A 13,489-nucleotide genomic window follows, 5' to 3' on the forward strand; every position below is an offset into this window, starting at 1 on the left:
CCGCCCTTTCCTGTTAGAGAAATGGCTGCAGCGCAGGCGTGAGGGCCGCGGCGATCTCCTCATGCACCAGCCGCCCCGGCACCATTTCCGCCGCAGGCTCTTCCAGCGCGGAGAAATGCATCCCCGTCGTGCCCGCACTGCGCGCCGTCACCGACGGCTCGACCCGAACGATATCGGCCACGAGCGGCCGCAACGTCTCCACCATCGCCTCCGTCACCATCAGCGGCTCGTGTCCGAGCGTGTCGCTATGGGCCGGATCGTGGAATTCGCCCAGCCAAAGCAGCAGCTTGCGTCCCTTGATCTTGGCCAGAAGCGCGGTCATCCGCTGCAGCCACGCCTCCTGCAACTCGACCTCAAGCAGTGCGAACTTCTCGGGCTCGCGTTCTTTCAATGCGCTCAGCATGTGACGCGTGAAGTTGAATTCGGTGAAATCCACGCCGCGGAAGATTGAGCGCATCAGGCTCGACGCGCGCAGGAAGCGGTCATTGCGCCGCGGATGCACCGCATAGAAGCGGTTCGACATATTCTGAGCGCCGAGCAACTGGATCACCGTGACCTTCGCGGCCTCCGATGCGGCGGCCAGTTGCGGCTCGTGCAGGAACACGTCGATCCCGGCATTCAGATAGCCGAAATTCACCACCGGCATCTCCAGCCGCGCCTCGAGCAGCGCGGGCCAGGGATGCTCCACGAATTTGCCATAGGTCTCCGTCCCGCCCATCGCGGCGATGAAATCGCCTTGCAGCGCACGGCGCGGCCCGCGGAACAGCAGTTTGGATTTCCCGTATCGGCACGGAAAGTAATCGAGGGCGCCATCGCCCGTATATTCGAAAGCCATTTTCCCACCTCAGTCTGAGTTCGACTCACCCGAGGCCAGATTGCGCCCAAAATCTTGCCAAACGGCTAATGTTAAAATGATCTCAGCCCTGCGTTTCGCTTGCATGGACCGAGCGGAGAACTATGGTCAGGGCGCAAAGCGTGAGAGGGAAAATTATGGCGATCGAGAAAGTGGGCATCGTGGGTGCAGGGCAGATGGGCAACGGGATCGCCCATGTCTTCGCGCTGGCCGGATATGACGTTCTGCTGAACGACATCAGCGAAGACGCGCTGACGAAGGCGCTCTCCACGGTTACCAAGAACCTCGATCGACAGGTGTCGCGCGGCAAGATCTCGGAAGACGAGAAAAACACCGCGCTGAAAAAGATCACCACGACCACGAAACTGAGCGATCTGGGCCCGACCGATCTGGTCATCGAGGCCGCGACCGAGCGCGAGACGGTCAAGCAGGCGATCTTCGAAGACCTGCTTCCGCATCTCAAGCCGACGACGATCCTGACCTCGAACACCTCGTCGATCTCGATCACGCGGCTCGCCTCGCGCACCGACCGACCCGAGAAATTCATGGGCTTCCACTTCATGAACCCGGTGCCGGTGATGCAACTGGTCGAGCTGATCCGCGGCATCGCGACCGATCAGGAAACCTACAAGGCACTGCATGAGGTGGTGGAAAAGCTCGGCAAGACCGCGGCTTCGGCCGAAGACTTCCCGGCCTTCATCGTGAACCGCATCCTGATGCCGATGATCAATGAGGCGGTCTATACGCTCTATGAAGGCGTGGGGAACGTGCGCTCGATCGACGAGTCGATGAAGCTCGGCGCGAACCATCCGATGGGGCCGCTGGAGCTGGCGGATTTCATCGGGCTCGACACCTGCCTCGCGATCATGAACGTGCTGCATGACGGGCTGGCCGATACCAAGTATCGCCCCTGCCCGCTTCTGACGAAATATGTCGAAGCCGGCTGGCTCGGCCGCAAGACCGGGCGCGGCTTCTACGACTATCGCGGCGAGGAGCCGGTGCCGACGCGCTGAGGCGACGGGGTAGAGGGGCGCTGCCCCTCGCGGCTTTGCCGCTCACCCCGGGATATTTTCCAAGAGCGAATACAAGACGGATCGACACCCGGCTCGGGCCGCGATTGCGGGGGAACCGGGTGTCTTCGCTCTTGCGGCCATCGGCGTCCCCGCCTGTCCCGCGAAGACAGACTGCGCCGAGTCTCGTTAAGACCGAGTAAGCGGCTTCGCTCTTTCAAAATATCCCGGGGGGCGGCGGAGCCGCGGGGGCAGCGCCCCCTCCATCAGTCGCCTTACAGCGCCAGCGTCTCCGCCCGCAGGTCCGCGAGGAATTTCCGCGGGTTCTGCAGCGCCTCGGCGATCTCGTCTGCGCTCTTCGCCGGGCCGATCGCGGGGTTCTGCGGCTTGTTCAGCGCGCGTTTGATCTCATAGAGCAGCAGCCCCTGCCGCACCGTCGCGCTAAGTCTGTTGGCGATCTGATAGGCGCGCGAATTCTGCCCCGGGAAGTGGATCGGCAGCACCGAGGCGTTCGACCGGGCGAGCATTTTCGCGGTGAAGGGGTTCCATTCCTGCTCGATCACCGGGCCCATCAGCGTCTCGGAATGCGCCACCTGCCCCGCCGGGAACAGAACCACCACGCCGCCGCGCTTGAGCTGCGCCATGCAGGCGGCGCGCATCTTGAGGCTGTCCTCGCGGGCATTGGGCTCATGCGGGAAGGGCACAGGCAGCATGTATTGCTCGACCTCGGGAATGCCGGTCAGCAACGAGCGGGTGAGGATCAGGAAATCATCGCGCACCTGCCCGATCAGATAGGCCAGCACCATCCCGTCCACCAGCCCGTGCGGGTGGTTGGCCACGACCACCAGCGGGCCCTCTTTCGGGATATGGGCGATCTGTTCGGGCGGCGTGGTGACATCGATCCCCATCACATCGAGCGCCTGCGGCCAGAACTCGGCCCCGACCGGCGCGCCGCGCTTCTCGAACTTGCGGATCAGATGCAGAAGCTGCGCTTTCGCGGTCAGCCATTCCAAAGTGCGGATCGTACCAACCTTGAACGGGTTGGAAAACGTCCCCGCATAGGACAGGCGACGCTTATCATACGGCTTCGATACGGCTTGCGCGGCTTCGATTGCGATCTCGCTCTCTTGGTTCATTGGGCGAACCCCCTCGCTGGGTGCGGAGCGTCACATACCTTCGCCGAATTTGTCGGCCACCAATGCCTGAAGCGCATCGGCGAGCTTCTCTGCCTCGGCCCCGCTTGTCGTCACTTCAATAGTGGTTCCACGCGAAGCTGCCAACATCAAAAGCCCCATGATCGAGTCGCCCGAGACCGACTGGCCATCCTTCGCCACCGTGGCGCGGGCGTCATGATCCTCGACAACCTCGACGAAACGGGCGGAGGCGCGGGCATGCAGGCCCTTCTCGTTCACGATCTCCAGCTCGCGGGTCACGGACATTTCACCACTCCCGCTTGGGCATTGTAACTATTGATATATTTTCGTCCCGCATCGAGCGCGGCCTCGACCGCGGCATGGACCGCGAGGCTGCGGGATTTCGCCAGCTTGATCAGCAGCGGAAGGTTCGCACCGTAGATGATTTCGCGGTCCCGCGCCTCGCAGGCCATCAGCGACAGGTTGGACGGAGAGCCGCCGAACATGTCGGTCACAACCACGACACCGGTGCCGTCATCGACCGCATCGGCGGCGGCGCGAATCTCCGCCTGCTTGCCCGCGCGGTCGTGATCGTCCTCGATCGTGATGGCACGAATGCCGCGCTGCGGGCCCACGACATGCTCTATAGCGGCGAGATATTCGCGCGCCAGACCACCATGTGCCACGATCACGATACCGATCACGCGCCCGACCTCACCTTCGTTTCTTCGTTCTCGGCATGGCCGAGACGCTCCAATTCCCTATGACGTTTAGACACGCGCCACCCTGCTTCCGCAAGCGCTTTGGCGATGCTCTCGGTCATTGCAACCGAGCGGTGTTGCCCCCCGGTACACCCGAAGCCGACCGAGAGGTAAGCCTTGCCCTCCGCGACATAGGCGGGAAGCAGGAACAACAGTAGATCGAGCACGCGCTGGTGGAACTCCGCAAAGCGGGGATCGGCGGCGACATAATCGGCGACCGCCGCGTCGCGCCCGTCAAGCGCGCGCAGCTCCGGCTCCCAATGGGGATTGGCGAGGAAGCGGCAATCGAACATCAGATCGAGCCCGCGCTGCACCCCGCGTTTGTAGCTGAAGGAATTCACCGTGACCGAGAGCGCCTCGGTGCGGCCCGTGTCAAAGAAGCGCCCGACCTCGGCGCGCAGATCATGCGGGCTCATCTCGGAGCTGTCGATCAGGACATCGGCGCGCATGCGGATCGGCGAGAGCAGGTCCATCTCCTGCGCGATGCCCGCGCCGGGGTCTTCCTCGGGCGACAGCGGATGGCGGCGACGGGTCTCGGAATAGCGCCGTTCGAGCACTTCGGGGCGCGCATCGAGATAGAGCAGGTCGAGATGCAGGTCCGGGCGCTTGGTCAGCATATCGACCAGTTCGATCAGCGCCGCGGCCGAGAAATCGCGACCGCGCACATCGACGCCAAGCGCGACCGGACCGGTCAGATGGCCCTTGAGAAGGCGCGGCACAAGACTCAGCGGCAGGTTGACGATCGGCTCGTAGCCCAGATCCTCCAAAGCGCCGATTGCGGTGGTGCGGCCCGCACCTGACGGGCCGGTCACCAGCACGACGCGCTGGCCAGCCTGTGCCCATACCGGATCTGATCGGGTCACGCCCATCGGCCCCCTTTCAGCCATTGCAAGATTGCCACATCAAGATGACCATGCTGCACGCGCAGCACAAGGGGCAGATTGACCCCCAACACCCTGTCTTTTCGACAGGTTGGCAGGCGTTCGTCCTCTTCCCGATCGAGATCGACCAGCAAAGTGATGCGGGCCTGCGACATGTGATCGGCGCGCAGGATACCCACGCCGCGCGCCTCGATCCGGCCCGCGATCGCCTCCGGTGCGCTTGCGATCAGCGCCCCATTTTCGGCGCGCAGATCGACCCGGTCATCGGCGACGAGTGACGCCCCCAGCGCCATCAACCGCAACGCGAGAAGCGACTTGCCACTGCCTGAGGCGCCACGAATGAGAACGCCGCGCTCGGGGTCGAGCGCGACGGCACTGGCATGGAGATTGGTCGAAAGGTCGTCAGACCCGGTCATTCAGCTGACCGGCAGGCCCACGACGAAACGCGCGCCCAGAGGATCGGAGGTCCGGTCGGCATCGGTGGGGCGGATATTCTCGGCCCAGATCACGCCGCCATGGGCTTCGACGATCTGCTTGGAAATCGCGAGCCCGAGACCCGAGTGATCGCCGAACTGCCCCTCGGGGCGTTCCGAATAGAACCGCTTGAAGACCTTGGTCAGCGCCTCTTCGGGAATGCCCGGCCCGGTATCCTCGACCACGACCAGCACGCGATTGTCGCGCTGGCGCGCCCAGACCCGCACCGCGTCGCCCTCTTCGCAGAACGAGGTCGCATTGGTGATCAGGTTGACGAAGACCTGCGCCAGACGCGCTTCCAGACCCGAGATGACCACCGATTGCGACGGCAGGTCGGTGATGAAATCGACGCCCTTCTCGCGCGCCTGCTGCCCGAGGAATTCGCTGAGATTCGACACCATCTTGATCAGGTCGAACTGCTCTTCCTCTTCTTTCACCAGCTCGGAATCGAGCCGCGATGCATTGGAAATGTCACTCACAAGACGATCCAGTCTGCGCACGTCGTGATCGATGACTTCCAGAAGGCGGGTGCGCTGCTCCTCCTTCTTGACCATATGCAGCGAGGCCACGGCAGAGCGCAGGCTGGCCAGCGGGTTCTTGATCTCGTGGGCGACGTCGGCGGCGAACTGTTCGTTCGCGTCGATGCGTTCGTAAAGCGCGCCGACCATGCCGCGCATCGCGCCCGACAGACGCCCGATCTCGTCAGGTCGCGCGGTCAGGTCGGGGATGCGCACCCGGGCGGGCGCCATCTTGCGCGCGTTCTTGTCGCGCCCGATTTCGGCAGCGGCGGCAAGATCGGAAAGCGGGTTGGCGATGGTCGAGGCCAGCACCAGCGACAGCCCGATCGAGACGATGATCGCGATCACGAACATCTGCAGCACCTGCTCGCGCTCGACGCGGACCAGCGCGTCGATCTGCCCCGCAACGGAGATCAGCCCCACGACACCCACGACGCGATCGCCCTGCCGGATCGGGGTGGCGACGGCGAAGATGGTCTCGCCGGCGGCGTTCTTCTGCGAGGCGATCTTGGTGCGGCCATCCAGCGCCGAGGGCACCAGATCGCGCACCATGTCGAGCGCGCTATCGGCGGCGGTGCCGCCACCGCGCTCGAACAGGCCCGCGACCGAGTCCCAGATCTGGCCGAGAAAATCGCTGAGCACGGTGGAGCGCTTGTCGAAATTGAGCCCGTCGACCTCTTCGACCGGCGCGCGGTCGCCCGTGGTCGTCGTGCCGAGCAGCGCCGCACTGGGATCGAACAGGTAGAGATCGGCGCCTTCGGGCAGCTCCATCCCGCGGATCGTCGCGAGCGGGTCGAGCCCGTCACCGGCGGCCAGATTGACCGGAGCGCCCGCCGGAAGCTGCGCCTCGAACACGTCGGCGGCCAGTTGCGCCTCGTTCACCAGCCCGCCTTCGCGCTGCAGCACGAGGCTGTCACGAAACGGGTTGAGGTAGAGCACGCCGGTCACCAGCACGATCATCGCCAACAGGTTGAAGGTGATGATCTTGCGCGCCAGTGGCGAGCGGTTGAGCGAGAACATCGACCGCCGCGCCCGACCCTTGCGCAGATCGTCGTCGACGATATCGGCCGGACCGATCCAATCCTCGCCGAGCACGACTTCCGTTTCCGGCGCGCGACGGGCGAAGTTTGAGGAGCGCTTTCGAGCCAATCCGATCTTCCCGGCAATACTCATCGACGTAGCATCACTCTTCGTTATACCGGTATCCGATGCCGTAGAGTGTCTCGATCGCCGTGAAATCATCATCGACGCTGCGCATCTTCTTGCGCAGGCGCTTGATGTGGCTATCGATCGTGCGGTCGTCGACATAGACCTGATCGTCGTAAGCCACGTCCATCAGCTGATCGCGCGATTTCACGAAACCGGGCCGCTGAGCGAGCGCCTGAAGCAGCAGGAATTCGGTCACGGTCAGCGTGACGTCCTTGCTCTTCCAGGTCACCGCGTGGCGCAGCGGGTCCATTTCGAGCGAGCCGCGCACCATGACCTTGGTGTCTTCGGTAGAGGCGACCTCGCCGGTCGAGATCGCTTCCTGCCGGCGCAGCAGCGCGCGGATGCGTTCGACCAGAAGACGCTGCGAGAACGGCTTCTTGACGTAGTCGTCCGCGCCCATGCGCAGGCCCAGAACCTCGTCGATTTCGTCGTCTTTGGAGGTCAGGAAGATCACCGGCATCGCGGTCTTCTGGCGAAGCCGCTGCAGCAGCTCCATGCCGTCCATTCGCGGCATCTTTATATCCAGAACCGCCATGTCCGGGAGACGCTTGGTGAACGCGTCGAATGCAGCCTGTCCATCGTTATACGTTTCGACATCGTAACCTTCCGCCTCGAGCGTCATCGAGACAGAGGTCAGAATATTGCGGTCGTCGTCGACCAGCGCGATTCTCGACATGTCGGAATATCCCTTCACTGCTACTTTATAGTTATTACACGCATATTCCGCGTTCGTTGCCTTCAAATCAACAAAAAGCTGCGAATCACCAAGGTTTCGCGAATCATCAGAGCCAGAATTTCCGAACCTTTGACTAATTTGCCTCACCTTTCCGCGACATTTCGCCGTGATTGCGCTAAACCTAGAAATGGTTGCGCTAACTCCCCCTATCCATTCTGTTCCTTCGCAAAATTGTCATGCTATAGGCGATCCATCCGGGTAACATTGTTGCTCGGATCGGCGCTTCGAGGCCCCGACGCGCCGGGAATAACCCTGTGAACGCCGCGCGACGGCATCGGGAGCATCAGATGGACATTGGACGCGTTAACCCCGCGAAACGGCTGGAAGATCAAGGCATCGAAGGTCTCGGGAATGTCTATTATAACCTGCTGGAACCGGCGCTGATCCAAGAAGCGATCAAGCGCGACGAAGGTACGCTCGGCAAGGGTGGCGCCTTCTACTGCACCACCGGGAAACACACGGGCCGGTCGCCCAAAGACAAGTTCGTCGTGCGCACCGCCTCGGTCGAAGACAGCATCTGGTGGGAGAACAATTCCCCGATGGAGCCCGAAGCCTTCGACCGCCTTTATGCCGACATGCTGGAGCACATGAAGGGCAAGGATTACTTCGTCGAGGACCTCTTCGGCGGCGCCGACCCCGAGCATCGGCTCGACGTGCGCCTCGTGGCGGAGATGGCCTGGCACGGGCTGTTCCTGCGCACCATGCTGCGCCGCCCCGAGCGTGAGGAGCTCGACGCGTTCAACCCGGAATGGACGATCATCAACTGCCCGAGCTTCAAGGCCGATCCCGAGAAGCACGGCTGCCGCTCGGAAACCGTGATCGCGCTGAACTTCGAGAAGAAGACGATCCTGATCGGCAACACCGCCTATGCGGGTGAGAACAAGAAGGGCGTCTTCACCCTTCTCAACTACATCCTGCCCGGCGAAGGCATCATGGCGATGCACTGCTCGGCCAACCACGCGATCGACGATCCCGATGACGCGGCGGTCTTCTTCGGCCTCTCGGGCACGGGCAAGACGACGCTCTCGGCCGATCCCTCGCGCATCCTGGTGGGCGATGACGAGCATGGCTGGTCGCATAACGGCATCTTCAACTTCGAAGGCGGCTGCTACGCCAAGACGATCAACCTGTCGAAAGAAGCCGAGCCGGAGATCTACAACACCTGCTCGATGTTCGGCACCGTGGTCGAGAACATGGTGTTCGACGAGGAGACGCTGGAGCTGGACTTCAACGACAACTCGATCACCGACAACATGCGCTGCGCCTATCCGCTGCATTACATTCCGAACGCCTCGGATACCGCAATGGCGGGCCAGCCCAAGAACGTGATCATGCTGACCTGCGATGCCTTCGGTGTCCTGCCGCCCATCGCGCGGCTCACCCCGGCGCAGGCGATGTATCACTTCCTGTCGGGCTTCACCTCGAAGACCCCGGGCACCGAGGTCGGCGTGGTCGAACCGCTCCCGACCTTCTCGACCTGCTTCGGCGCGCCCTTCATGCCGCGTCGCCCCGAGGTCTATGGCAAGCTGCTGCAGGAGAAGATCCGCGACACTGGCGCGTCGTGCTGGCTGGTCAACACCGGCTGGACCGGCGGCGCTTTCGGCACCGGCTCGCGGATGCCGATCCGCGCGACCCGTGCGCTGCTGAAAGCCGCGCTCGACGGCTCGCTGCATGACGTGCAGTTCCGCAAGGATCCCAATTTCGGCTTCGAGGTTCCGGTCTCGGTCCCGAACGTCTCGGACGTGCTTCTGGACCCGCGCCGCACTTGGGACGACGCGGCGGCCTACGATGCGCAGGCGCAGAAGCTGGTGGAGATGTTCTCGGACAACTTCGCGCAATACGTGCCCTATATCGACGACGACGTGAAAGCCGCGGCGATCGGCTGATCAGCCTGACTGATCGATAATCACGAATATTGGAAGGGCCGGCGATCACGTCGGCCTTTTTCATGCGCGAAGCCCACTTTCCTAAACCCTTGAACCGCCTACATGATGCCAGCCATGGAACTGGAACTGCTTCATATTCTGGGCTTCGCCCTGATCGCTGGCCTCATCGCGCTGGCCGGTGTGACGCTGATCGTCGCCCGGCTGTCGCATCGGCGCCCCAAAGGCCCGTTCCCCAAGTCCCATATGCAGGTCGCCCCCGAAACCGGGCGCTTCGCAACCGCGCTGCAGGACCGGCTCGCGGGAATTGAGACAAAGAGCGCGGTCCAGCTGCTTGCCGATCCGCTCGACGCGCTGGCGGCGCGGCTGGAACTGATCGACGCGGCGGAGGTCTCGCTCGATCTGCAATATTACATCTGGCAGAACGACACGGCGGGCGCGATCATGCTCGGCGCGCTGCGCAAGGCGGCCAAGCGCGGGGTCCGTGTCCGGCTGCTGATCGACGACAATGGCACGGCGGGGATGGACCGCACGCTGGCCGCGCTCGACCAGTTGCCCAATGTCGACGTGCGCCTCTTCAACCCCTTCCCGATCCGGACCGCGCGCTTTCTTGGCTACCTGTCCGACTTCCGTCGCCTGAACCGCCGGATGCACAACAAGGCGATGATCGCGGATGGGCGGATGGCGATCCTCGGCGGGCGCAATATCGGCGACGACTATTTCAACAGCCTCTCCGAGAGCGGGCTCTACATGGATCTCGACGTCGCCGTCGCGGGTCCGGTTCTGGCGCAGATCGGCAAGCAGTTCGACCTCTACTGGAACGCGCCCCCCGCGATCCCTGCGGAAAAGATGCTGGGCGGCTGCGAGGCGGCGGAGGCTGAGACCATCATCAAGACCGAAGAGGTCCGCCTCTCGGAACCCGAGGCGAAGCGTTATGCGGACGACCTGCAGCATCCCGACCGGACGTCGCGGCTGCTGTCGGGCAAGGCGCGGGTGATCTTCGCCGAGGCACAGTTGATCTACGACCACCCGTCGAAAATCCACGGGCTTTTGCAGGGGCGCAAACTGCTCTGGCAATATCTGGTGCGCGCCTTGGGGCAACCGCTGGAGGAACTGGTTCTCGTCACGCCCTACCTCGTGCCGACGCGGACGGGGGTGCGCTATCTCAAGCGGATCGCCAAATCCGGCGCGACGATCAAGGTGCTGACGAATTCCTATGCCGCGACCGATGTGGCGCTGGTCCATTCCGGCTATGCGCATCGCCGAAAGGGGCTGTTACGCGCCGGGATCGAGCTTTACGAATACGCAGCCGATGCCGAAGACCGCCGCCCGAGCGACCGCAACCGGCGCGAAAGGCTGCTGGGCTCCGACATTCGCGGCACCTCGCCCTTCTCGCGCAACAAGCTGCACGCCAAGGTTTTCGCGGTGGATCGCGCGCGCGTCTTCATCGGCTCGTTCAACTTCGATCCACGCTCGATGCGGCTCAATACAGAGCTGGGCATCGTGATCGACGCGCCCGAGATCGCGACGGAAATCTCCGAGACCTTCAAGGAATTCATCCCCGCCCGCGCATGGCGTCTGCGCCTCACCCGTGCGCAGCAATTGCGCTGGTCGCGCCCCGGGCATGGCGTGCGCAAGCGCGAGCCGGGCGTGCCCTTCTCGCACCGCATCTTCCTGTGGATCGCGCAGCGCCTGCCGATCGAGTGGATGCTGTAAGCCTCAGCTCTTGCGCGTGCGCTTCACCTTGCGCGCGACCGCCTTCTTCTTGGCAGCGTCGCGGGCCGGTTTGCGCGGGCCCTTTCCGGGGCCTTTGCGCGGCGGACGCGTGCCGGGGCGGCGGCCCTTGCGGCGCTTGCAGTCACCCGAGGGCATCCCCTGCCCTTCGACTTCCAGCAGCTCCAGCATCAGCCCGCCGGTGATCGGCACGGCCTCGGACAGCCGCACCCGGACACGCTGCCCGATGGTGATGACCATGCCGGTATCCGAGCCCACCAGCTCCTGCGCCTCGCGGTCGAAATGGAAGAACTCGCGCCCGATCTCGCGGATCGGGATCAGCCCGTCCGCGCCGGTCTCGTCGAGCTTCACGAAGGCACCGAATTTCTGCACGCCCGAGATGCGGCCGGTGAACTCGCTACCCACGCGGTCTGACAGGTAGGCGGCCAGATAGCGGTCAGTCGTGTCGCGTTCGGCCACCATTGAGCGGCGCTCTGTATCGGAAATCTGCTTCGCGGTCTCTTCGAGGTTGTCGATGTCCCACTGGCTCAGCCCGTCCTTGCCCCAGCCATGGCCGAGGATCAGCGCGCGGTGCACGATCAGGTCGGAATAGCGCCGGATCGGCGAGGTGAAATGCGCGTAGGACCGCAGCGCGAGGCCGAAATGCCCGTAATTCGTCGGCGCGTAATAGGCCTGCGTCATCGAGCGCAGCGTCGAGATATTGATCAGCTCGTCGAACTCGGAGCCCTCTGACTGGCTAAGCAGGTTGTTGAGATGCGCGGTTTGCAGCACCTGCCCCTTCGCCAGCGTGAAGCCCGACGCCTGCGCCACTTCGCGCAAGCTCTCGATCTTCTCGAGGCTCGGTTCCTCGTGGACACGATACAGCAGCGGACGGCGCAGCTTTTCCAGTTCCTCGGCGGCGGCCACATTGGCCAGCACCATGAACTCCTCGATCAGCTTATGGGCGTCGAGCCGCTCCTTGAACCGGATCGACGCGACATGGCCATCGTCCCCGATCACGATCTGCCGCTCGGGCAGGTCCAGCTCCAGCGGCTGACGGATCGCGCGGGCGTGCTTGAGCGCCTCGTAAGCCTCGTAGATCGGGTCGATGATCTCCTCGACCATATCCTCGGTCTTCTCGTCCGGATTGCCGTCGCGCGCCGACTGCACCTGCCCGTATTCGAGCGAGCCGACCGAACGGATCATCCCGCGCGTGAAGCGATGCGAGACCTTGCGCCCCTGCGCGTCGATCTTCATTCGCACCGCCAGCACCGCACGGTCCACGTTCTCGTGCAGAGAGCACAGATCGCCCGAGAGGCTATCGGGCAGCATCGGCACGACGCGGTCGGGGAAATAGGTGGAGTTGCCGCGCTTGCGGGCCTCGCGGTCCAGCTCGGAGCCCGGCGTCACGTAATGCGCCACGTCGGCAATCGCGACCCAGATCAGGAAGCCGCCCTCGTTTTTCGGATCGTCGTCGCGGATCACCAGCACCGCGTCGTCGCGGTCGCGCGCATCCGCCGGATCGATCGTGACGAAAGACAGCTCGCGCAGGTCTTCGCGATCGTCCAAAGGCGCGGGCTTGGCGGCATCGGCCTCGGCCACGACCGCATCAGGGAAATCGTCGGGGATGCCATGTTGATGGATCGCGATCAGCGAGACCGCCTTCGGCGCGGAGGGGTCGCCCAGCACCTCGATCACGCGCGCCTTGGGCAGGCCCATGCGGCCGCGCGGCCCGGTCTGTTCGGCCTCGACCAGCTCGCCATCCTTGGCGCCCAGCGTGACCGCCGCCGGAACTTGCCATTCGTTGCCGACACCCTTGTCGATCGGCATGATCCGCCCGCCCTCGGCATTCTTGCGGAAGATGCCGACAATACGGTGCGAGGCCTGCCCGATCTTGCGGATCAGCCGCGCCTCGTAGCCGTAATCCTCATCCTCGACCGGGGTCAGGCGGCCGAGGATACGGTCGCCCTCGGCCAGCGTCGGATCGCCGTCCTTCGGAACGAAGAGGACCAAAGGTGCAGGCCCCTCGCCAGTCCATTCCGCAGGCTCGGCCCATTGGTCGCCCTGACTATCCTCGCGCATCACCCGCAGCACGGACACCGGCGGCAGCACGTTGGGGTCGCGGAAATTGCGGCGGCGCTTCTCGATCAGGCCTTCATCGGCCATGTCCTTGAGGATGCGCTTCAGCTCAATCTTCGCCTGCCCCTTCACACCGAAAGCCCGCGCGATATCGCGCTTGGCCCCCTGGTCGGGGTTGTCGTTCAGCCAGTCGAGGATCTGCTGGCGCGAGGGAATGGGGGCGGGTTTGCTCATGGGTT

General features: G+C 63.8%; 12 protein-coding genes. 3 read left to right on the forward strand and 9 right to left on the reverse strand.

Annotation, left to right across the window (positions count from 1 at the left end; all coding sequences use genetic code 11):
- Positions 1 to 13 precede the first annotated feature (13 nt).
- On the reverse strand, positions 14 to 835 hold the full coding sequence (locus tag BMI91_RS11450) for a DUF6473 family protein (protein ID WP_078604984.1): 822 nt from the start codon (positions 833 to 835) through the stop codon (positions 14 to 16).
- Between the two features lie 155 nt (positions 836 to 990).
- Between BMI91_RS11450 and BMI91_RS11455 the strand changes: the two genes are divergently transcribed.
- Positions 991 to 1,866, forward strand: coding sequence for a 3-hydroxybutyryl-CoA dehydrogenase (locus BMI91_RS11455; RefSeq protein WP_078542563.1), 876 nt, complete (start codon positions 991 to 993; stop codon positions 1,864 to 1,866).
- Positions 1,867 to 2,138: 272 nt separating this feature from the next.
- Here BMI91_RS11455 and BMI91_RS11460 read toward each other — a convergent pair whose 3' ends face one another.
- The 7 genes from BMI91_RS11460 to BMI91_RS11490 are packed head-to-tail and all read right to left on the reverse strand — an operon-like array spanning position 2,139 to position 7,515.
- The gene (locus BMI91_RS11460; protein WP_078604985.1) at positions 2,139 to 2,999 is read right to left on the reverse strand and encodes a lysophospholipid acyltransferase family protein; all 861 of its coding nucleotides are present in this window, start codon (positions 2,997 to 2,999) and stop codon (positions 2,139 to 2,141) included.
- A 30-nt stretch (positions 3,000 to 3,029) separates the two neighbouring features.
- The gene (locus tag BMI91_RS11465; RefSeq protein ID WP_075776868.1) at positions 3,030 to 3,302 is read right to left on the reverse strand and encodes an HPr family phosphocarrier protein; all 273 of its coding nucleotides are present in this window, start codon (positions 3,300 to 3,302) and stop codon (positions 3,030 to 3,032) included.
- Positions 3,293 to 3,700, reverse strand: a complete 408-nt coding sequence (locus tag BMI91_RS11470) for a PTS sugar transporter subunit IIA (protein WP_075776867.1) — start codon at positions 3,698 to 3,700, stop codon at positions 3,293 to 3,295. Before BMI91_RS11470 ends, BMI91_RS11465 begins: the two co-directional genes overlap by 10 nt.
- On the reverse strand, positions 3,697 to 4,626 hold the full coding sequence (gene rapZ / locus BMI91_RS11475; RefSeq protein WP_078521438.1) for an RNase adapter RapZ: 930 nt from the start codon (positions 4,624 to 4,626) through the stop codon (positions 3,697 to 3,699). Before rapZ ends, BMI91_RS11470 begins: the two co-directional genes overlap by 4 nt.
- Positions 4,617 to 5,054, reverse strand: a complete 438-nt coding sequence (locus tag BMI91_RS11480) for an HPr kinase/phosphorylase (protein ID WP_078604986.1) — start codon at positions 5,052 to 5,054, stop codon at positions 4,617 to 4,619. Before BMI91_RS11480 ends, rapZ begins: the two co-directional genes overlap by 10 nt.
- Positions 5,055 to 6,803 (reverse strand): sensor histidine kinase, encoded by a 1,749-nt coding sequence (locus BMI91_RS11485; RefSeq protein ID WP_078604987.1) that lies wholly within the window; start codon positions 6,801 to 6,803, stop codon positions 5,055 to 5,057.
- 10 nt (positions 6,804 to 6,813) lie between these two features.
- Positions 6,814 to 7,515, reverse strand: coding sequence for a response regulator transcription factor (locus tag BMI91_RS11490; RefSeq protein ID WP_078521444.1), 702 nt, complete (start codon positions 7,513 to 7,515; stop codon positions 6,814 to 6,816).
- A gap of 347 nt (positions 7,516 to 7,862) precedes the next feature.
- Between BMI91_RS11490 and BMI91_RS11495 the strand changes: the two genes are divergently transcribed.
- Positions 7,863 to 9,461, forward strand: coding sequence for a phosphoenolpyruvate carboxykinase (locus tag BMI91_RS11495; RefSeq protein WP_078604988.1), 1,599 nt, complete (start codon positions 7,863 to 7,865; stop codon positions 9,459 to 9,461).
- A gap of 114 nt (positions 9,462 to 9,575) precedes the next feature.
- Positions 9,576 to 11,174 carry a phospholipase D-like domain-containing protein gene (locus BMI91_RS11500; RefSeq protein ID WP_158522141.1) on the forward strand — a complete coding sequence of 533 codons (1,599 nt, stop codon included), beginning with the start codon at positions 9,576 to 9,578 and terminating at the stop codon, positions 11,172 to 11,174.
- Positions 11,175 to 11,177: 3 nt separating this feature from the next.
- Here BMI91_RS11500 and rnr read toward each other — a convergent pair whose 3' ends face one another.
- The gene (rnr, locus tag BMI91_RS11505; RefSeq protein ID WP_078604990.1) at positions 11,178 to 13,484 is read right to left on the reverse strand and encodes a ribonuclease R; all 2,307 of its coding nucleotides are present in this window, start codon (positions 13,482 to 13,484) and stop codon (positions 11,178 to 11,180) included.
- Positions 13,485 to 13,489: the final 5 nt, after the last annotated feature.

Source organism: Thioclava sediminum (genome assembly GCF_002020355.1).
GTDB lineage: Bacteria > Pseudomonadota > Alphaproteobacteria > Rhodobacterales > Rhodobacteraceae > Thioclava > Thioclava sediminum.

What these genes read in the sequence shown, in the direction of transcription:
- BMI91_RS11490 (WP_078521444.1), bottom strand. Translation starts at nt 7,515, where the DNA reads ATGTCGAGAATCGCGCTGGTCGACGACGACCGCAATATTCTGACCTCT.
- BMI91_RS11465 (WP_075776868.1), bottom strand. Translation starts at nt 3,302, where the DNA reads ATGTCCGTGACCCGCGAGCTGGAGATCGTGAACGAGAAGGGCCTGCAT.
- BMI91_RS11485 (WP_078604987.1), bottom strand. Translation starts at nt 6,803, where the DNA reads ATGAGTATTGCCGGGAAGATCGGATTGGCTCGAAAGCGCTCCTCAAAC.
- BMI91_RS11460 (WP_078604985.1), bottom strand. Translation starts at nt 2,999, where the DNA reads ATGAACCAAGAGAGCGAGATCGCAATCGAAGCCGCGCAAGCCGTATCG.
- rnr (WP_078604990.1), bottom strand. Translation starts at nt 13,484, where the DNA reads ATGAGCAAACCCGCCCCCATTCCCTCGCGCCAGCAGATCCTCGACTGG.
- rapZ (WP_078521438.1), bottom strand. Translation starts at nt 4,626, where the DNA reads ATGGGCGTGACCCGATCAGATCCGGTATGGGCACAGGCTGGCCAGCGC.
- BMI91_RS11480 (WP_078604986.1), bottom strand. Translation starts at nt 5,054, where the DNA reads ATGACCGGGTCTGACGACCTTTCGACCAATCTCCATGCCAGTGCCGTC.
- BMI91_RS11500 (WP_158522141.1), top strand. Translation starts at nt 9,576, where the DNA reads ATGGAACTGGAACTGCTTCATATTCTGGGCTTCGCCCTGATCGCTGGC.
- BMI91_RS11495 (WP_078604988.1), top strand. Translation starts at nt 7,863, where the DNA reads ATGGACATTGGACGCGTTAACCCCGCGAAACGGCTGGAAGATCAAGGC.
- BMI91_RS11455 (WP_078542563.1), top strand. Translation starts at nt 991, where the DNA reads ATGGCGATCGAGAAAGTGGGCATCGTGGGTGCAGGGCAGATGGGCAAC.
- BMI91_RS11450 (WP_078604984.1), bottom strand. Translation starts at nt 835, where the DNA reads ATGGCTTTCGAATATACGGGCGATGGCGCCCTCGATTACTTTCCGTGC.